Origin of the sequence: Maricaulis virginensis (assembly GCF_027922185.1) — a bacterium.
Classification (GTDB): domain Bacteria; phylum Pseudomonadota; class Alphaproteobacteria; order Caulobacterales; family Maricaulaceae; genus Maricaulis; species Maricaulis virginensis.
The window spans coordinates 1-17761 of the sequence record NZ_BSFE01000005.1; the positions used below are offsets into that span (position 1 = coordinate 1).

Genomic DNA, 17761 nt, shown 5'->3' on the forward strand with positions numbered 1-17761 from the left:
TGTGAACGTTCATCCGGGCTCTCCTCGATGGCTGATCGTTTCGCAACAACCAGCTTCAGGGCTTCAGCCCGGATGAACAACCTCATGAGAAATCACAGCTAGCGGTTGGGGCCGGTGTGATTGGGGACGCCGAAACCGGACGGTGTCTCGGGGCGCACCGGGCTGCGGTCGGCGGCACCGATATGATCGACGCCATCTTGAGTGCGGCGAGCCTGGTCATCCCATTCGGCGTCGCTCGTGCAGACGCGTTCGAAGCGGCGCGTCCCGGTTACCTGAATGCGGCGGCAGGTATATTCGGTGCCTTCTTCAGTAACGCCCTGATCGGCCAGAGCGACATTGTCGTCGGAGGTCGTCGCGCAGGCGCTGAGAAGAATCAGTCCGGCCAAGCTAACGGTACCGGTCATCCATGCACGTTTCATTGTCAGTATCCCTTCCATCTCGGGAGAACCGGGTTTGAAACCTGCTCTGATCCCCCAATACCATCGTCAGCCGAACAAATCTGGCCTTGAAAACTGTAACCTGACAACCGTCTAGATTGCAAACGCGCCGGAGCGCGCTGCAGGGAATACGTCTGCGCGGTGTGCGAGGCCGGGCGTGCCCGATTGCCGATCAGAAAGTATCCGTTTCGCTAGGCCGGCCGCTGTCGCAGCGACACTGGCATTTGCCAGTGTTCTCCTCTTGATTTTATCCCACCACTCAGTCAAAACCCCCGCTCCCCGTGCGGAGAGGTGCCGGAGTGGTCGAACGGGGCGGTCTCGAAAACCGTTGTGCCTTTACGGGTACCGAGGGTTCGAATCCCTCCCTCTCCGCCAGCTTTCCCTGTTCTCACGTATGTTGAACGCCCTGGCGCCGGCCGCGGCCCGGTCTTGGCGCATCGGCCTCAGCGGCACTTGTGGCTGCTGACCCGTCCGCGTCTTGCGGGTTTCAGGGCATGAAGCGTGAACGTCGCTCGCGCGCGGCCTCGTCTCTTTAAACGACCAGCATCAGCCTTTGCTCGTATGTCGTTTCCAGTTGTCGTATGAAATTTGAACGGCGTGTATCTTTTTTTGTTGACACTGTTCAGCACGATTGCTCTCGTCGTCTGTATAAAGAACGGGAGGCAAGGAATGTCGTTCAGGGGAATCTTAAGGTCGGGAATCGCGCTGGGTGCGCTGGCAATCGGCGGCACTGCGCTCGCTCAGGACGCTGCGCCGTCCCAGCAGGATGAGGATGTGATCGTTGTCACCGGTACCAACATCCAGGGTGCCCGGATCAACGAAGCTCTGCCGGTGACGATCATCGGCGAGGCGGACATTGCCGCGATCGGCGGCGTGGATGGTGAGGATCTGATCCGCGCCCTTCCGGCCCAGGGCAGCGTGCAGTTCCGTACGGACAACAACACCACCAACAACAATGCGCGCGGGGACGTCGCGTCGATCAATCTGCGCTCGATCGGCTCGAGCGGTACGCTGGTGCTGCTGAACGGCCGCCGCGTGGTCAATCACCCGTCGACCCAGGCCGAACTGTCGACCCCGGTCACGACGACCAATGTGAACGCCCTGCCGGTTGCCGGCATTTCGCGCGTCGAAGTGCTGAATGACGGCGCTTCGGCCATCTACGGCACCGACGCTGTGGCCGGTGTGTTCAACACCATTCTCGATGACGATTATGAGGGGCTCTATGTCCGGGCGCGCCATCTGTTCGCGACCGGCAACGGCCTCGACGAGCAGACGCTGACCGTCAAGGCCGGCGACAATTTCAACGAAGGCCGGACCAATGTCTCCATCTCGGCGGAGTACTCGCGCCGTGATGGCCTGTTCGCGTCGGAAGTTCCGCTGGCAGCCAGCGAAGACCTGCGGCCCTTCCTGGTGGGGACGAGCTTCGAGGGCGATGTGTCCTTCGACAACCGGGCGACCCAGTCGCCCTGGGGTCAGTGGACGCTCAACACGACATCGAGCACCCGCGTCCGCCAGAACGGAACGACCCTGACATCGACGGCCGGTGTCTTCCACTTCCAGCCAACCAGTTTCGCGGGGTGCCGCGCCGACACGGCCGGTGCCCTCTCGGTCGCCAATCTCTGTATCGATGATGGCAGTCTCGATCGCAACCTGCGCTTTGACGGCGCCTATGATCGTTCGATCATTTCCGACCGGGATCGTTTCAACGGCTTCGCTTTCGTCAATCACGATCTGGACAATGGCGTGCGTCTGTATGCCGAGTTCGGCTATTATTATGCCGAAACCCGGTCGACCAACGAACCGCGCAACGGGATTGCGGCGACCAATATCTCGGTGCCGGCGAACTATTACTACAACCCGTTCGGCCCGATCACCTTCTCGGATGGTTCAATCAACCCGAACCGCCTGCCGGGCCTGACAAATGTGCCCGCCGAAGGCTTGCCGGTCTTCACCGATGGCGGCCGCTATCGCTTTGTCGATGTCGGTTTCCGGGACATCGAGGTCATCAACACCCAGTGGCGTGCCCTGGGCGGTGCCCGCGGCGAATTTGCCAATGGCTGGGACTGGGACAGCGCGCTGCTCTATAACCGGGGCTATGCGGAAGACACCGTGAACAACTCGATTTCGCGGACTCTCTTCCAGCAGGCACTCTTCAACGAAACGCCGAATGTCTACAACATTTTCAATGGCGGCGATCCGGACAATCCGTCGATCGGCGATGCGACGGCCAATTCCCGTGACCTGATCGATCCCTTCCTGGTCGATGTGGTCCGCGAAAGCACGACAGAACTCGCCCTGATCGACTTCAAGGTCTCCAATGGCGACGTGTTCTCTCTGCCGGGCGGTGCGATCGGCATCGCGGCCGGAGTCGAAGCGCGTTACGAGGCCTATGACGAGAACCGCGATGACCGGGTCGACGGGACGATCACCTTCACGGACATGGTGACGGGCGAGGTCAGCCAGACCGACATCTACGGCACCAGCCCGACCCCGGACTCCAGCGGATCGCGCGACGTGCTCGGCGCCTTCATGGAAGCGTCCATTCCGCTGGTCAGCCCGGACATGAACATCCCGCTGGTGGATACGTTCGATGTGCAGATTGCGGCGCGTATCGAGGATTATTCCGACTTCGGCAGCAGCGGTCTGAAGCCGCGTGTGGCGGCTGCATGGCGGCCGTTCGAGGGGCTGATGTTCCGCGGCGCCTATTCCGAGGGCTTCCGGGCACCCAACCTGATCGTCATCAATGAAGGTGTCGACCGGTCGAACGCCCGTGAAGACAGCTATTTCTGCGAAGCCGGCGTGCGCAACGGCACCTTTGCCACCTTCGCCGATTGTACCGGCTTCTCGGTCGGCCGGACGGAGCGTCGCTCTGTGGCCGACGATATCGGTCCGGAAGACGACACCAACATTACCTTCGGTGTGGTGCTGGAACCGCGCGGGTTCAGCGGGCCGATGAGCTTCCTGAATGCGCTGACAGTCACGGTCGACCGCTGGGAAATCGAGCGCGAAGGCGTGGTTGGCGTGTTCGGTGCCGAGAACCACATCAGCCTCGACTACCTGCTCCGTTTGCAGGGGTCGTCCAATCCCAACGTCGTGCGGGACACGCCCGACCAGGATGATATCGACTACTTCACTGCGGCGGGGCTCGATCCGGCGGGTGACATCCTCTACATCCTGGACACCTACGACAACAATGAAGAGATCGAGGTCGCGGGTATCGACTACGCGCTCTACTACGATCTCGAGGACACGCGTTACGGCGACTTCAATCTGAAGATCAACGCGTCCTATCTCGATACCTACTTCATTGCCCTGTCCCCGGGGGCCCAGCAGATCCGGGACGCCGTGGACAGCGGTCTGATTGCCGACGAGATCACCGTCTCCCAGGAAGGCGACATCATCATGCAGGACGGCCAGCCGGAATGGCGGGTCGGTGCCAGCCTGAGCTGGTCGCATCCGAACGGTCTGGGTGCCGGTATCCGTGCCGACTACACCAGCGAGTTCATCGACACCGGGGCCGGTCTGAACCCGGACGGCGACCCGTTCATAGTGGAATCCTGGACCCAGACCAACGCCTATGTGGAGTACGAGTTCGACCGCCAGGGTCCGCTCGACAATCTTCGCATCCGCGTCGGTGCCAACAATATCTTCGATGAAGACCCGCCGCTCGCCGACGAGACCAATGGCTATGATGCCGCCTATCATAGCATCCGTGGCCGCCAGGTCTATTTCGACATCCGCAAGGTCTTCTAGGCAGACAGAGGCGAAGAGAGTGCCGTCCATGACGGCACTCTCTTCGTGCTCCCCTTAGGCTGGAAATGCCGGCGGGATGTGGATGTTCAGCGACCGGCATCCCTTTGCCGGGACACCTTAGCGGCTACGCGTCCACAGCATCCTGCCGTAGCGGATCGCGAACAGGGCGAAGGCGCCGCTCCACAGGGCGGCGGCTATGCCCAGGGCCGGGTACTGGAGCGTGCCGAGCAGGATCGGTGCGAACGTGCGCACGAGCGCACCGGCGATAACCAGAAGATAGATCAGGCTGGTCCATCCGTCTGCGGTCCGTGCGCGGCCGGTATGGCCGAGACTGGCGCGGGTCATCACGGCGAGGGTCATCGTGCCCATGGCGCCGGCTGTCAGTGCGTGCAGCGCGGCGGATGCCGGCACGATCGCCGGCAGCAGGGCGCCCAGGCCCATCAGCACGAGCGCGACCGGTACCCAGGCATAGCCGGCATGGAGGACGAGGACGAGCGGCTCGGCCCCCGTCCGCCAGCCCTTCCAGCGCGCCAGCCGGAGCGTGTGCAGTGCGCCGGCAGCCAGCAGCAGGGCGCCGGAGAACCAGTCCTGCGGGGCCAGGATCCAGGCTGCAAGGCCGAGACCCGCAAAGACCAGGGTGGCCCCGTCGAACCGGTCCATCGGTGCGGGCAGGCTGTCACCGCGGCCGGTCTGCACCAGCCAGTTGCGGGTAAAGCTCGGCACGATCCGGCCGCCGATCAGGGCGATCAGAAGGGTGATGACGGCAATCGCGATACCCTGTGCCGGGCGCCAGCCGGAACCGGTCGCCAGGGCCAGGTGGAAGCCGGCATTCGCGAGAGCGAACAGCGTCGCCAGCACGCAGACCGGCAGGTTGCGCGTATTGCCCCCGGTGACGACTTCGCGGGCGAGGACTGCGGCGAGCACGATCAGGAAAGTACTGTCGATCACGGCTGCAATCGGGCCCAGCGCATCATAGGCCAGCATGGCGGCACGGCCGGCTGCCCACAGGCCAAACAGCGTGATCAGGGGCAAGCCCCTTACGGGCAGCCGCCCGGTCCAGTTGGGTACGGCGGTCAGCAGGAAGCCGGCGACGATGGCGCCGATGAAACCGAACAGCATTTCATGGACATGCCAGGCCAGCGCCGGAGCGGCGCCGATCATGGCGTTGCCGGACAGATAGCTCCAGATCCACAGGGGGGCTGCCAGGGCGCCCCATATCGCGCCGAACAGGAAGAAGGGTCGAAAGCCGAAACTGAACAGGGCGGGGCCGGCATAGTCGCGGCGGGCACTGATCGGATCCTGCGGCATGGCGCGTCGGAGGGCGGATTTGTCAATGCTGGGCACGGCGAACCTCGAAGTCCTGGAATTTTGCGCCCAGCTCGGCCATCAGGGCCGTATCGTCGAGCGCGGTCTTTCCCGGCCAGGCCACGCGGTCCGGGGTTCTGCACTCTTGGAGCACAAAGCGCGACACGCCGATTTGATCCAGCGCAAATGCGATCGATCTGAGGGCGGCGGCATCAAGCCTTTCCGGCCAGACCGTGGTGCGGACTTCGTAGGGCACGCCCGAGGCGGCAAGGATTTCCAGCGACCGCAATGCCTTGGCTCCGGCCGGCGCGACGCCGGTGACGCTGGCATAATCGGCGAACGGGGCCTTCACGTCGAAGCCGACCCAGTCCAGCCGGGGCAGGAGGGCCTGCAGCAGGCCAGGCGCGGTGCCGGCCGTGTGCAGCGCCACGGCCAGCCCCATTGCACGCACTCGGTCGACCGCATCCGTCAGCGCCGCCTGTGCCAGGGGTTCGCCCCCGGAGAAGACAACGCCGTCGATGAAGCCGCGTCGCGCCGCGATCGCCGACAGCACCGCCTCGAAATCCAGCATGCGCTCGGCCGTGGCCGGGATGAGATCCGGATTATGGCAATAGCCGCAGGCCAGCGGGCAGCCCTGGCAGAAGACCACGGCGGCGAGGTGACCGGGGAAGTCGACCGTGGAGAACGGTTCGACTCCCCCGACGCGGAGCGGTCGGTTCGTCATGTCAGGCGGCGGTCAGGCGGGCCCGCCGCTCCTCGAAATGCGTGCGCTCCTCGTGTTCGCCGCGCTTGCCCGGATTGAAGGCGGCGACCGGCCGGTGATAGCCCATCACCCGGGTCCAGACCTCGCAGGGCTGCCGGTCTTCCTCGGCGAGCATGCTTCCCTCCGGCAGGGCGGCCTGCTTCTCGGCATCGCATTTGGGGCAGTGATGATGCTCGCCGGCCAGATAGCCGTGGGTCGGGCAGATCGAGAAGGTCGGCGTGATGGTGATGTAGGGCAGGCGGAAATTCGACAGCGAGCGCTGCACCAGGCGGCGGCAGGCCTCGGCCGAGGATATCCGCTCGCTCATATAGAGATGGAGCACTGTGCCGCCGGTATATTTGGTCTGCATCTCGTCCTGGCGGGAAAGCGCCTCGAACGGATCGTCGGTGAAACCGACCGGCAGCTGCGAGGAATTGGTGTAGTAGGGATTGGCGTCGGTGCCCGCCTGCAGGATGCCGGGGAAGCGTTTGCGGTCTTCCTTGGCGAAGCGGTAGGTCGTGCCTTCCGCCGGCGTGGCTTCCAGATTGTACATGTGACCGGTGGCGTCCTGGAATTCCAGCATGCGCGCGCGGACATGATCGAGCAGATCCAGCACCATGGATGCGCCGTTTTCGGTCGTGATGTCGTCCGTGTCGCCGGTGAAATTGCGCACCATCTCGTTCAGCCCGTTCACGCCCAGTGTCGAGAAGTGATTGCGCAGCGTGCCCAGATAGCGCCTGGTGTAGGGGAAGAGCCCCTTGTCCATCAGCGCCTGCACGTATTCACGCTTGATCTCCAGGCTGTCGCGTCCCAGCTCCAGCAAGCGGTCGAGTTCGGCAATGAGCCCGTCCCAGTCGCCCTGGAAACGATGGCCCAGCCGGGCGCAATTGACCGTCACCACGCCGATCGATCCGGTCTGCTCGGCCGAGCCGAACAGGCCGTTGCCGCGCTTGAGGAGCTCGCGCAGGTCAAGCTGGAGACGGCAGCACATCGAGCGGACCTGGCCCGGCTTCATGTCGGAATTGATGAAGTTCTGGAAGTAGGGCAGGCCGTACTTCGCCGTCATCGCGAACAGGGCCTGGGCATTCTCGCTCTCCCAGGGGAAGTCCTCGGTGATGTTGTAGGTCGGGATGGGAAAGGTGAAGACGCGGCCCTTGGCGTCGCCGGCCGTCATCACGTCGATGAAGGCGCGGTTGATCAGATCCATCTCGGCCTGCAGATCGCCATAGGTGAAGTCGGCTTCCTCACCGCCGATCAGCGGTGTCTGCTCGCGCAGGTCTTCCGGGCAGACCCAGTCGAAGGTGAGATTGGTGAAGGGAGTCTGCGTGCCCCACCGCGAGGGCACGTTCAGCGAGTGGACGAATTCCTGCAGGCCCTGGCGCACGGCGTCATAGTCCAGGCCGTCGACGCGCACGAAGGGCGCCATGTAGGTGTCGAAAGAGGAGAAGGCCTGGGCGCCGGCCCATTCGTTCTGCAGGGCGCCGAGAAAGTTCACGGCCTGGCCGAGGGCAACGCTGAAATGTCTCGGCGGCCCCGCTTCGGCTTTCTCCGAGACGCCGTTGAGACCTTCATTGAGCAGCGTGCGCAGCGACCAGCCCGCACAATAGCCCGACAGCATGTCGAGATCGTGGACGTGGATGTCGGCCTCGCGGTGCGCCCGGCCGATGGCGGCGGGATAGACCTGGTCGAGCCAGTAATTGGCGATCACCTTGCCGGAGACGTTGAGGATGAGGCCGCCCAGGGAATAGCCCTGATTGGCATTGGCCTTGATGCGCCAGTCGGCGCCGCCAAGATATTCCTCGACGGCGTGTGCCACATCGATCTGGGTGCCGCGGACAGCCGGTTCGCCGTCCTGGGTCGGGGTTGTGTCGAGCATCGGAAACTTCCTTCGCGAATCAATATTTGGTGTTTGCGAGAGAATTGAGCTCTATATGTAGTGTTTCGTCGAACTGACAGATGGTCGCAGGGACGCCCTGTCGCACCCGGAGGTGCTGCCCAAAAAAACGCCCCCCGGCCAGAGGGAGGCCGGGGGGCGGATGGAACTGCCGGGGCTTCTGGGGAGGCCCCGGCAGCCGGTTGGTCGATTATTCCGCCGGTGTCGCCACCGGTGCGTTATCCTCGCGCTGGCCGCGGAAGCCGGCCCAGACCAGGCGGGCCGCAAAGGCCGCCAGGACGAAGGCGCCGGCGCTGAAGACGATGTCTCCGGGCACCCGCATCCAGACCAGGAAGTGGATGATCTCCTGCTGCAGGAATTCGGCCGAGCGGGCGTACCAGAGCCCTTCGGTGATCGAGGCATGGGCCTGCAGCACGCCGACCGGGAAGAGGCTCATGAAGACCATCATCGCCAGCCCGCCATTGAGCAGCCAGAACGACCAGGCGAGCATCTTGTCCGACCAGGCCGACTTCGCGAACAGGCCGCGGAAGCAGAACAGCATCAGGCCGATGCCCAGGAGGCCGTAGACGCCGAACAGGGCGGCGTGGCCGTGCGTGGCGGTCAGGTTGAGACCCTGCACATAATAGAGCGAGATCGGCGGATTGATCAGGAAGCCCAGCAGGCCTGCGCCTACGAGGTTCCAGAAGCACACGCCGACGAAGAAGTAGAGGGGCCATTTATAGTTCTGGACCCACCTGGCCGCCTTCGTCATGCGGTAATTCTCCAGCGCCTCGTGACCGATCAGGGCCAGCGGCACCACTTCCAGCGCCGAGAAGACGGCACCCACGGCGATGACCGAGGTGGTCGCACCGGTGAAGTAGAGGTGGTGAAGCGTGCCCAGCACGCCGCCGGTCAGGAAGATGATCGTTGCGAACAGCACGCCGTGATTGGCGGTGCGGGCGCGCACGAGGCCCAGCTTGACCAGGAGGAGGGCAATCGCCGCCGTGGCGAAGACCTCGAAGAAGCCTTCCACCCACAGGTGGACGACCCACCAGCGCCAGTACTCGATCATCGACAGGTGGGTGTGCTTGCCCCAGGTCAGGCCGGCGCCATAGAACAGGCCGATGGCGATGGTGGACAGGAAGAGGATCACCGTCAGCGGACGGCCCTCGCCCGGCTGTTTCAGGGCCGGCCAGAGGGCACGGCCGACCAGGCCGAGCCAGATCATCAGGCCCGCGAACAGCAGCAGCTGCCAGAAACGGCCCAGATCGACATATTCCCAGCCCTGGTGTCCGAACCAGAAATTCATGTCCAGATCGAAGACCTGCTGCACGCCGAGCCATTCGCCGGCCATCGAGCCGACCACGACGATCAGCAGCGCGACGTAGAGCACATTGACGCCCAGTGCCTGGAATTTCGGCTCCTTGCCGCCCAGTACGGGCGCCAGATAGAGGCCGGTGGCGAGCCAGGCGGTCGCGATCCAGAAGATCGCCAGCTGGGTGTGCCAGGTGCGGGTGACGGCGTAGGGGATGATGTCGGAGATCGGGATGCCGTAGAAGTCATGGCCTTCCACCGCATAGTGCGCGGTGACGGCACCCAGGAAGATCTGCGCCAGGAAGAGGGCGATGACGGTCCAGAAATACTTCCGGGTTGCCTTCATCGAGGCCGTCGGCTTCAGACCCGTGAAGGGATCTTCCTTCGGCGGGACCGGTGCTTCTTCTTCCTTGCGGCCGGCATGCCACCAGACCAGCGCGGCGATGCCCGCGATCAGCAGGATCACCGAGGCGATGGACCACATGATGTTCGGGCCGGACGGCGCATTGCCGACCAGCGGTTCATGCGGCCAGTTGTTCGTGTAGGTGACCTCTTCATCCGGGCGCTGTGTCGTGGTCGCCCAGGCCGACCAGAAGAAGAAGGCCGTCATGGCTTCCCGGCGCGCAGGATCCGGGATCGCATTGTTCGCGATCGCGTAGTCTTCCCGCAGGCCTTCCAGCGCGTGCGCGTCGCCGAACAGGTCGACATAGTGACGCGACACCACGGCGATGGCCGCGGCGCGGTCGTCGCTGATGACGATATGGCCGGTGGTCGGATCGTAGGTGTTCTCGCGTTGCGCGGCTTGCAGGCGCGTCTGCAGGCGTGCCTGGTCTTCCGCTGCCAGCGCGCCATAGGCCCGGCCGTACTCGGCCTCGGCCCAGCCATCCAGGATCACGAGGGATTCCCGGTGCAGCCAGTCGGCCGACCAGTCCGGTGCGAGATAGCCGCCATGGCCCCAGATCGAGCCGACCTGCTGGCCGCCCATGGACTGGTAGACCTGACGGCCGGTCTGGATGTCGTCGCGGGTAAATACGGTTTCACCCGACCGCGTCACGACGGCGGACGGGACGGGCGGGGCCTGGCGGTGGATCTCGTTGCCCAGCAGGCCAAGCCAGCTGAACGACACGATCAGTATCAACGCCAGGACCGCCCACATCTTTCTCATGGAGCGCTCCTGCATGGTTTTCTCCCTCGGCTTGAGCGTAAGGCCGCGCTCCCGCATTCCGGGAGCGATGATGCGACCTCGATAGCCGAAAGGGTCCGGGCGCGATTTGCGCTTGCGCAAGTGGCCGCGCACTCGGGTGTCAGACCGCCACCGCGTGGCGCGCGGTCGATGTCGGCAGATAGGCATCGAAAGCCGCCGCGACGCTGCGCAGCAGCGGCCGGTATCCGGGATTCATCGCCAGCCGGTTGCCCTCGCGCGAGATGATGCCGGCGTGTTCGAACGCCGACAGGTCGGGCATGTCGAACGCGGTACCGGCTGCCGCCGCGATCGCATCGACATCCACATCGAGGTGACACATCAGGCGTTCGATGATGGCCCGGCGCAGCCGGTCGTCCGGTGTCAGGCAATAGCCGCGGGCGACCGGCAGATCGCCGGCCTCGACGCGTCTTTCCCACTCATGATTGTTCGTTGTGTTCTGGATATAGCCCTGCGGCATCCAGCTGATCGCCGAGGCGCCCATGCCGATGATCGCCGTTGCAGCATCGGTGGTGTAGCCCTGGAAATTGCGGTGCAGGTTTCCGGTCGCCAGCGCGATCGCCATCGGGTCGGTGCGATAGGCGAAGTGATCCAGCCCGATCTGCACATGCCCGCCCCGTGCCAGGGCTTCGGCGATGGCATCGGCCTGGGCAAGGCGCTCCGCCGCGCCCGGCAGCGTCTCGTCGCGGATCATTTTCTGGTGCGGCTTCATGTGCGGCACGTGCGCGTAACCGAAGACCGAGAATCGGTCCGGCGCAAACTCCAGCGCCGTTTCGGCGCTGGCCACACAGTTTTCGACCGTCTGAAGGGGCAGGCCGTAGAGCAGGTCGAAATTGATTCCCGTGACGCCGCTCGCCCGCAGCAGGTTCACACAAGCCTCGATGCAGTCCCGGTCCTGCACCCGGTTGACCGCCCGTTGCACCTCTTCGTCAAAGGTCTGCACACCGAGGCTGGCCCGGTTGACGCCGGTCTCGCCGAAGGCCGCGGCCATCTCCGGTGAGAAGATGCGGGGATCGACCTCGACCGCCACTTCCGCATCGTCCAGCACATCGAAACGGTGACGCAGCCGGTCCATCAGCGCGGTAAAATACGGCGCGGGCAGATAGGTCGGGCTGCCGCCGCCCCAGTGGATATGGCTGACTTTCAGCCGCCCCGGCGTGCGGTTGGCGATCGTGTCGATCTCCTTGAGCAGAACCTCGGCATAGGCCTCGACCGGTGCCAGCCGGCGGGTCGCCTTGGTGTGACAACCGCAATACCAGCACATGGTCCGGCAGAAAGGGATGTGCAGGTAGAGCGAAACCGGCTCGGCCGGATCCAGCTCGCCCAGCCAGCGGGCAAAGCTGACGGCACCGATATCGGGCGTGAAGTGGGGCGCAGTCGGATAGCTGGTATAGCGCGGTATCCGCTCGCCGGCATATTTCAGGATCGTGTCGGTTCTCATGCGCGCCGGATAGCAGTTTGGCGGCGGCCGCGATTTGAGGTAACGCAAACTCTCAGCACGGGATGGGGCCGCTTCATGGACAAGACTGCCAGGATCGCCATTGTCGAACGCGCCAAACTGTTTGCCGGCCTGCCGCCGGAAACACTGGCGGAGGCGGCCGAGACCGCCCAGGTGCGTGTGGTCGACAAGGGCGATGTCGTCTTCCGGCAGGGAGACGAGGCCGGTCACCATTTCATTGTTGCCTGGGGCCGGCTGCGGCTGGACCAGACCACGCCCGACGGCAAGAATATCGTATTACGCTTCATGGGGCCCGGCGATCTCGTCGGCTCGGTCGCGGTCTGGCGCAAAGTGCCCTATCCGGCCACGCCGCTCGCGGTCGAGGAGACGCGGCTGCTGGTCTGGAGCGACGCGCGCATGATGGAGCTCATGCAGGCGCATCCGCCGCTCGCGATGAAGGCCATGAACATGATGGGCGGGCGGATCGAGGAATTGCAGGAACGCCTGCAACAGGTCGCCACCCAGCAGGTCGAGCGGCGGATCGCCGCGACCATTCTCAAGATCGCCGGCCAGTCGGGCCGCAAGACCGAGGCCGGTGTGGAAATCCCGTTCGCGCTATCCCGCCAGGATCTCGCCGAGATGACGGGCACTACATTGCATACGGTCAGCCGGACCCTGTCCGGATGGATCGATGAGGGCATTCTGGAAGGCCGCCGGTCCAGCCATCTGGTGATCTGCCGGCCGCACCGCCTGGTGGAGATTTCCGAGCAGGCCTGAGACAGATCGCCCGTGATTTGCGGCGTGACAAATCGCCTCCCGGCATGGCGGCCATACTGCGGCCGTGCCTGGAAGGAGATTGCCATGACAGATCGGATCGAAACCATGGTCGTCGGCGAGCTGATGACCCAGTGGCCGGACACGGTTCCGGTCTTCATCCGTCACCGCATGGCCTGTCCGGGATGTGTCATGGCGCCCTTCATGACCGTCCGCGAGGCGGCCCACGAATACGGACTCGATCCCGCGGCCCTTGCCGGAGAGCTGGCGCAGGCGATCGGTGCCGGTGAGATGCCGGGTGCGGCCAGCTAATATGGTATTATTTACCTGAATTTACGAGAGAATACGGCGATTGACTTGCAAGAGCGGACGCGTTGGCGCAGTCTGGCGTGCCGGACACGCTCGGCAGGATTTCTCGCGCCATGGCAGAAAAGACCTTTGCGGAAGGCCAGCTTGAAGCGCTGATCCACACCGCGGTCGACGGGATTCTCTGTATCGACCGTGCGGGTCATGTCAGCCTCTACAATCCTGCGTGCGAGCGCATTTTCGGCTGGACGGCGGACGAGGTGCTTGGCCGGAATGTCTCGATGCTGATGCCGCCGCGTTATGCCGAGCGGCATGACGGCTTCATCACCAATTATCTCACCACCGGAACGCCGCGGATTATCGGCATCGGCCGCGAGGTCGAAGGCTTGCGCAAGGATGGCAGCGAGTTCCCGATGGACCTCTCCGTCGGGGAGTTCGAGACTGGCGGGGAAAGCTGCTTTGTCGGCATTGTCCGTGATCTCTCCCAGCGTGTTGCAGCCGAACGGCGTCTGCGCGACCTGCAGGGCCAGCTGACGCATATGGGCCGGGTCGGAGCTGTGGCGGAGATGGGCTCGGCCCTCGCCCATGAGCTCAACCAGCCGCTGACGGCTATCTCGCTTTTCCTGACGGCATCGGAACGTTCGCTCGAGGCTGATCCCGCGAAGGCGCGGGAATTGTTCGCCCGGGCCCAGGACGAGGCCTTGCGCGCCGGCGAGATCGTGCGCCGCATCCGCCAGATGGTCGAGCCCGGCGATGACGAGCGCCGTGAGGTGCGGCTTGCCGACATCGTCGTCGATGCCGCGGAACTCTGCAGCGTCGTCGACGATGGCGGGCGGGCGCGGGTCGATCTGTCCGGTGTCGACGAGACACTGGAAGTCTTCGCCGATCCGACCCAGATCCGCCAGGTTCTGGTCAATCTGGTCAAGAATGCGATCGATGCAACGAGCGAGCAGGACGCACGTATCATCCGTGTCCGCGTGTCGGCGGGCGATGACGGCATGGCTGCAATCGAGGTCGAGGATAATGGTCCCGGCATCGCCCACGACCTCGCCCCCAACCTGTTTTCACCATTCGTGACAAGCAAGAAGGACGGGCTGGGGATCGGCCTGTCCATCTGCCGGACGATTGCTGAATCGCATGGCGGCAGCCTCGAACTTGTCGATCCGGCGCGCCGGGACCGTCTGCCCGGCGCCTGCTTCCGTCTCAATCTACCCATGGAGTAGCCGTATGCCTGCAGGCGAAATCTCGATCGCCATCACCGATGACGACGATGCCGTCCGCGAAGGGCTGGCAGCGGTACTCGATGGTCCCGGCCGCCGGCTGTCGCTGCACGCGCACGGTCTGTCCTTTATCGAGCAGGTCACTGATGCACCGCCCGACATCGCCTTCCTCGATCTGAAAATGCCCCAGCTCTCCGGTCTCGACGTTCTGCGGCGCCTGGCGCCGGTATCCTTTCCGGTGATCATGATCAGTGCGCATGGCGATATCGCAACGGCGGTCGAGGCGATCCGGCTCGGGGCGTACGACTTTGTCGAGAAGCCCTTCAGGCCCGCCGCGATCGAGGCGGCAATGGCGCATGCGCTGGATGCGGGACGTCAGCCGTCGGCGGATGCGGACGCTCTGCTGTCGGCCCTGACGGATCGCGAGCGTGACATTGCAGATGCCCTCAATCGGGGTCTGACCAACAAGGAAGTCGCGCGCGAGCTGGATATCAGTCCGCGCACGGTCGAGATCCATCGCGCGCGTGTCTTCGCCAAGCTGAGTGTGCGCAATGTGGCGGAGCTTGTGCGCCTGATGTCGCGCTGACAGCGAGCGATTGATTTCGCGCAAAGCACGCGAGGTGCATCCGCGCTAGAGCCTGCCGGGTCATGACCCCGCTGGCCATCATACTCGTCGAAGCCGACCCGTCAGTGCGCGAGGCCTTCCAGGCGCTCGCACAGGCGCTGGGCTTTGCGCTCACGGTTTTCGAGACCGTTGAGACGGCCATTGCCGGCGCGAGACCGCCGGCAACCGACATTCTTGTTGCCGACCTGGCCACTGAAGCGGATATCCGCCGTCTGCTGGCCTGGTCGGGCACGCTGAGCGCGCGTCCGGCAATCATCCTTCTGACACAGCAATCCCCGGCATTGCTTCAGCGCCGGCTCGCTGAAGCGCGGGACATCAAGGTTCTGCGCAAGCCGGTCGCGGCGGCTGAACTCCTGGATGCCCTTAACGCCGTCACGGACCCCCGGCGCGGCGCATAAGGGAAATCCCGTACGCGGTGATGCGAATTTTTTCGCGGCGGCCGGTCTGACAAACAAGGGCTCACGAACGCACCCCGCCGGAGCCCGAACCATGATCCAGGAAACCCGCCGCACACTGGCCAGCCACACCCCGGTCTATTTCGCCGGTGACCGCGCGACCGATCTCGTAAGGGTCGAGCGCGGTGTCGTGATGGTGTTCAACCTGTTCGAGGATGGCCGCCGCCAGATCGTCGACTTCGTCACGGCGGGTGAACTCCTCCATTTCCAGTTCGACGGCGAGCTCGATCACTATGCCGAGGCGATCACCGAGGTCGAACTGGTTTCGGCGCCGAGCGATGCCGCCCTGTCGGATCCGGTCTGGGCCGAATACATCTTCCAGCAGATGCGCGGACGGCTCGACCGTGATCGCCGCCATGTCACCCTGCTGGCCCAGAAGTCGGCGGCGGAACGCCTTGCCGAATTCCTGATCATCGTCTCGGACCGCCTGTCGACGCCGATCGGCGATATCGAACTGCCGATGACCCGGCAGGAAATCGCCGACTATACCGGCCTGACCATCGAGACCGTTTCGCGCCTGTTTTCCCGCTGGATGCGCGAACGCCGCCTCGTCGTGACCGGCAAGCGAACCTACCGCATCGAAGGCGCACTGGCCGCCTGACCTTTCTCCCCAGTCCGGGTGCGGAAATCCCGTTTCTTTTGTTCAAGCGCAAGTCGCGAACCGTCCGGACCTTCTAAACCCCAATCATCACAACGCTGCTCAAACGGAGTGCAAGACATGAAAACCCGCAGCCTGAAAAACGTCCTCATCGCTGGCACCGCGACCGCACTGGTGGCCGCTGCGGCGGCTTTCATCTACCAGCCGCTGGCCTATGGCCAGGACGATGCGGCTCCGGTCGCCAATATCGTCCGCGACCCGCACGAAGTGCCGGCGCCGATCACGGCCCGCGAGCCGCAGCGCCACCTGGTGGAACTGGAAACGGTGGAGCTGGAAGGCCAGCTGGCCGACGGCTCGACCTACACCTACTGGACCTTCAACCATCAGGTCCCCGGACCGATGATCCGCGTCCGCGTCGGTGACACGGTGGAAGTCCGACTGACCAATCACGAAGACAGCCTGATGCCGCACAATGTGGACTTCCACGCGGTAACGGGCCCCGGTGGCGGTGCCCCGGCCACGCTGGCCGGCCCCGGCGAGACCCGCTCCTTCGTCTTCCAGGCGCTCAACCCCGGTGTCTACGTCTATCACTGCGCCACGCCGATGGTCGCCAGCCACATCGCCAACGGCATGTACGGCCTGATCGTCGTCGAGCCTGAAGACGGCCTGCCGGAAGTCGATCGCGAATTCTACGTCATGCAGGGCGAGATCTACACGGAAGAGGAGTTCGGTACGCCGGGCCACCTGACCGAGAGCATCGACAAGCTGCTCGACGAAGAGCCGGAATACTACGTCTTCAACGGCGCGGCCGGCGCCCTGCGGGACAATCCGCTGCAGGCCCGGGTCGGCGAGACCGTCCGCATCTTCTTCGGCGTCGGCGGTCCGAACAAGACATCGTCCTTCCACGTGATCGGCGAGATCTTTGACGAGATCTACCCCTTCGGTTCCTTCACCTCGGAGACCATCAGCGACGTCCAGACCGTGACGGTCGCACCGGGTGGTGCCGTCGCCGTCGACTTCGCACTGGAAGTGCCGGGCAATTACATCCTGGTCGACCACGCCCTGTCGCGCGTCGAACGCGGCCTGGCCGGCATCCTCCACGTCGAAGGACCGGAAAACCCGGAAATCTTCGAGCCGCTCAGCGGCGTCTCGGAAGACTCGGGCCACTAGGCCCGATCTCGAGGAAGCGGGGCGGGCCTCCCTCCCCATGCCGCCCCGCTTCATCACCTTAGTCCCCAACCAAGAAGGCCTGACCCCAATGAAACGCGCTTTCCTCCCCCTCGCTGCCGCCATCTTCGCCGCCGCCCTGCCGGCCGGTACCGCACTGGCAGAAGACCATGAAATCCTGATGCTCAACCGCGGTGCCGACGGCCAGTCGATGGTTTTCGAACCGGCCTATCTGGAAGTCGCCCCGGGCGACACGGTGACCTTCGTCGCCACGGACCGGGCCCACAATGCCGAGACCATTCCCGGCATGGTGCCCGAAGGCGGTGAAACCTTCCGCGGCCGCATGAACGAAGACGTCTCCGTCACCTTCACGGCCGAAGGCGTCTATGGCGTGAAATGCCTGCCGCACTACGGTCTGGGCATGGTAGCCCTGATCAAGGTCGGCGACGGCGATGCCCCGAACCTGGACGCGGCTGCCGGTGTGCGCCAGCCGGGCCGTGCCCGCCAGCGCATGGAAGCCCTCTTCCAGCAGATCGACGACTGATCTTCCGCG

The 17761-nt window shown here is 64.3% G+C and carries 15 protein-coding genes and 1 tRNA gene; 10 read left to right on the forward strand and 6 right to left on the reverse strand.

Translation table 11 applies throughout. The features are described from left to right. Nucleotides 1-98 precede the first annotated feature (98 nt). On the reverse strand, nucleotides 99-419 hold the full coding sequence (locus PKE71_RS09915) for a hypothetical protein (RefSeq protein ID WP_271186811.1): 321 nt from the start codon (nucleotides 417-419) through the stop codon (nucleotides 99-101). A 303-nt stretch (nucleotides 420-722) separates the two neighbouring features. On the opposite strand from PKE71_RS09915, the gene PKE71_RS09920 reads away from it, so the two are divergent. Together PKE71_RS09920 and PKE71_RS09925 are read left to right on the forward strand one after the other, a co-directional pair. Next, a tRNA-Ser gene (locus tag PKE71_RS09920) sits at nucleotides 723-812 on the forward strand. Nucleotides 813-1106: 294 nt separating this feature from the next. Next, nucleotides 1107-4190, forward strand: a complete 3084-nt coding sequence (locus PKE71_RS09925; RefSeq protein WP_271186812.1) for a TonB-dependent receptor domain-containing protein — start codon at nucleotides 1107-1109, stop codon at nucleotides 4188-4190. A gap of 117 nt (nucleotides 4191-4307) precedes the next feature. Here the strand turns inward: PKE71_RS09925 and PKE71_RS09930 are convergent, their stop codons facing one another. The 5 genes from PKE71_RS09930 to hemN form a co-directional block, all read right to left on the reverse strand. Then, nucleotides 4308-5498, reverse strand: coding sequence for an NnrS family protein (locus tag PKE71_RS09930; protein WP_271186813.1), 1191 nt, complete (start codon nucleotides 5496-5498; stop codon nucleotides 4308-4310). A gap of 22 nt (nucleotides 5499-5520) precedes the next feature. Continuing rightward, nucleotides 5521-6219: an anaerobic ribonucleoside-triphosphate reductase activating protein gene (locus PKE71_RS09935; RefSeq protein ID WP_271186814.1), complete on the reverse strand. Its 699-nt coding sequence runs from the start codon at nucleotides 6217-6219 to the stop codon at nucleotides 5521-5523. 1 nt (nucleotide 6220) lies between these two features. After that, complete coding sequence (locus PKE71_RS09940; protein WP_271186815.1) at nucleotides 6221-8113, reverse strand: ribonucleoside triphosphate reductase; 1893 nt, start codon at nucleotides 8111-8113, stop codon at nucleotides 6221-6223. Between the two features lie 208 nt (nucleotides 8114-8321). Then, nucleotides 8322-10589 (reverse strand): nitric-oxide reductase large subunit, encoded by a 2268-nt coding sequence (locus PKE71_RS09945; protein ID WP_271186816.1) that lies wholly within the window; start codon nucleotides 10587-10589, stop codon nucleotides 8322-8324. Between the two features lie 139 nt (nucleotides 10590-10728). Next, nucleotides 10729-12066, reverse strand: a complete 1338-nt coding sequence (gene hemN, locus PKE71_RS09950) for an oxygen-independent coproporphyrinogen III oxidase (protein WP_271186817.1) — start codon at nucleotides 12064-12066, stop codon at nucleotides 10729-10731. A gap of 75 nt (nucleotides 12067-12141) precedes the next feature. Between hemN and PKE71_RS09955 the strand changes: the two genes are divergently transcribed. The 8 genes from PKE71_RS09955 to PKE71_RS09990 all read left to right on the forward strand — a co-directional run bounded on the left by PKE71_RS09955 (nucleotide 12142) and on the right by PKE71_RS09990 (nucleotide 17752). Beyond that, nucleotides 12142-12840 (forward strand): Crp/Fnr family transcriptional regulator, encoded by a 699-nt coding sequence (locus PKE71_RS09955; RefSeq protein WP_271186818.1) that lies wholly within the window; start codon nucleotides 12142-12144, stop codon nucleotides 12838-12840. An 84-nt stretch (nucleotides 12841-12924) separates the two neighbouring features. Next, nucleotides 12925-13149: a DUF1858 domain-containing protein gene (locus tag PKE71_RS09960; protein WP_271186819.1), complete on the forward strand. Its 225-nt coding sequence runs from the start codon at nucleotides 12925-12927 to the stop codon at nucleotides 13147-13149. A 110-nt stretch (nucleotides 13150-13259) separates the two neighbouring features. Continuing rightward, nucleotides 13260-14366, forward strand: a complete 1107-nt coding sequence (locus tag PKE71_RS09965; protein WP_271186820.1) for a two-component system sensor histidine kinase NtrB — start codon at nucleotides 13260-13262, stop codon at nucleotides 14364-14366. Nucleotides 14367-14370: 4 nt separating this feature from the next. Next, nucleotides 14371-14949: a response regulator transcription factor gene (locus PKE71_RS09970; RefSeq protein ID WP_271186821.1), complete on the forward strand. Its 579-nt coding sequence runs from the start codon at nucleotides 14371-14373 to the stop codon at nucleotides 14947-14949. A 62-nt stretch (nucleotides 14950-15011) separates the two neighbouring features. Beyond that, on the forward strand, nucleotides 15012-15386 hold the full coding sequence (locus PKE71_RS09975; RefSeq protein WP_271186822.1) for a DNA-binding transcriptional response regulator: 375 nt from the start codon (nucleotides 15012-15014) through the stop codon (nucleotides 15384-15386). A gap of 91 nt (nucleotides 15387-15477) precedes the next feature. Next, entirely contained in the window at nucleotides 15478-16044 is a 567-nt protein-coding gene (locus tag PKE71_RS09980) for a Crp/Fnr family transcriptional regulator (protein WP_271186823.1), read from the forward strand. Between the two features lie 117 nt (nucleotides 16045-16161). After that, nucleotides 16162-17211, forward strand: coding sequence for a copper-containing nitrite reductase (gene nirK / locus PKE71_RS09985; RefSeq protein WP_271186824.1), 1050 nt, complete (start codon nucleotides 16162-16164; stop codon nucleotides 17209-17211). An 88-nt stretch (nucleotides 17212-17299) separates the two neighbouring features. Next, nucleotides 17300-17752: a pseudoazurin gene (locus PKE71_RS09990; protein ID WP_271186825.1), complete on the forward strand. Its 453-nt coding sequence runs from the start codon at nucleotides 17300-17302 to the stop codon at nucleotides 17750-17752. The last annotated feature ends 9 nt before the right edge of the window (nucleotides 17753-17761 follow it).

Excerpts from the sequence above, each read along its gene's own strand:
- PKE71_RS09915 (WP_271186811.1), bottom strand. The coding sequence starts at position 419 with ATGAAACGTGCATGGATGACCGGTACCGTTAGCTTGGCCGGACTGATT.
- PKE71_RS09925 (WP_271186812.1), top strand. The coding sequence starts at position 1,107 with ATGTCGTTCAGGGGAATCTTAAGGTCGGGAATCGCGCTGGGTGCGCTG.
- PKE71_RS09930 (WP_271186813.1), bottom strand. The coding sequence starts at position 5,498 with ATGCCGCAGGATCCGATCAGTGCCCGCCGCGACTATGCCGGCCCCGCC.
- PKE71_RS09935 (WP_271186814.1), bottom strand. The coding sequence starts at position 6,219 with ATGACGAACCGACCGCTCCGCGTCGGGGGAGTCGAACCGTTCTCCACG.
- PKE71_RS09940 (WP_271186815.1), bottom strand. The coding sequence starts at position 8,113 with ATGCTCGACACAACCCCGACCCAGGACGGCGAACCGGCTGTCCGCGGC.
- PKE71_RS09945 (WP_271186816.1), bottom strand. The coding sequence starts at position 10,589 with ATGAGAAAGATGTGGGCGGTCCTGGCGTTGATACTGATCGTGTCGTTC.
- hemN (WP_271186817.1), bottom strand. The coding sequence starts at position 12,066 with ATGAGAACCGACACGATCCTGAAATATGCCGGCGAGCGGATACCGCGC.
- PKE71_RS09955 (WP_271186818.1), top strand. The coding sequence starts at position 12,142 with ATGGACAAGACTGCCAGGATCGCCATTGTCGAACGCGCCAAACTGTTT.
- PKE71_RS09960 (WP_271186819.1), top strand. The coding sequence starts at position 12,925 with ATGACAGATCGGATCGAAACCATGGTCGTCGGCGAGCTGATGACCCAG.
- PKE71_RS09965 (WP_271186820.1), top strand. The coding sequence starts at position 13,260 with ATGGCAGAAAAGACCTTTGCGGAAGGCCAGCTTGAAGCGCTGATCCAC.
- PKE71_RS09970 (WP_271186821.1), top strand. The coding sequence starts at position 14,371 with ATGCCTGCAGGCGAAATCTCGATCGCCATCACCGATGACGACGATGCC.
- PKE71_RS09975 (WP_271186822.1), top strand. The coding sequence starts at position 15,012 with ATGACCCCGCTGGCCATCATACTCGTCGAAGCCGACCCGTCAGTGCGC.
- PKE71_RS09980 (WP_271186823.1), top strand. The coding sequence starts at position 15,478 with ATGATCCAGGAAACCCGCCGCACACTGGCCAGCCACACCCCGGTCTAT.
- nirK (WP_271186824.1), top strand. The coding sequence starts at position 16,162 with ATGAAAACCCGCAGCCTGAAAAACGTCCTCATCGCTGGCACCGCGACC.
- PKE71_RS09990 (WP_271186825.1), top strand. The coding sequence starts at position 17,300 with ATGAAACGCGCTTTCCTCCCCCTCGCTGCCGCCATCTTCGCCGCCGCC.